Genomic DNA, 488 nt, shown 5'->3' with positions numbered 1-488 from the left:
TGGCATCGACGTACCGGCGGCTGCCAATGCCATCCGCTGGAGCGCCGAGGCCATCGACAAGCTTTACGACGAAGTGGCGCCGACGCCCCCTGATCAGCTCGGCCTGGTCACCCGCGAGCCGGTCGGCGTGGTCGCGGCCATCGTGCCGTGGAACTTCCCGCTGATGATGGCCTGCTGGAAGCTCGGCCCCGCGCTGGCGACCGGCAACTCGGTGATCCTCAAGCCCTCCGAGAAGTCGCCGCTGACGGCGATCCGTATCGCCCAGCTCGCGCTGGAAGCGGGTATTCCCGCCGGCGTCTTCAACGTGCTGCCGGGCTATGGCCACACCGTCGGGCAGGCCCTGGCGCTGCACATGGACGTCGACACCCTGGTGTTCACCGGCTCCACGCGCATCGCCAAGCAACTGCTGGTGTATGCCGGCGAGTCGAACATGAAGCGCGTGTGGCTGGAGGCCGGTGGCAAGAGCCCGAACATCGTGTTCGCCGACG

At 67.8% G+C, this 488-nt stretch carries 1 protein-coding gene; it reads left to right on the top strand.

The window, feature by feature from the left end; genetic code table 11:
* A partial coding sequence (locus K675_RS31165) for an aldehyde dehydrogenase family protein (RefSeq protein WP_037006966.1) occupies positions 1-488 on the top strand: 488 nt, incomplete at both ends.

The organism is Pseudomonas fuscovaginae SE-1 (genome assembly GCF_000364705.1).
GTDB classification, from domain to species: domain Bacteria; phylum Pseudomonadota; class Gammaproteobacteria; order Pseudomonadales; family Pseudomonadaceae; genus Aquipseudomonas; species Aquipseudomonas fuscovaginae_A.
The sequence above is the reverse complement of the archived record's forward strand: the minus strand, read 5'-3'. Positions and strand labels throughout refer to the sequence as shown.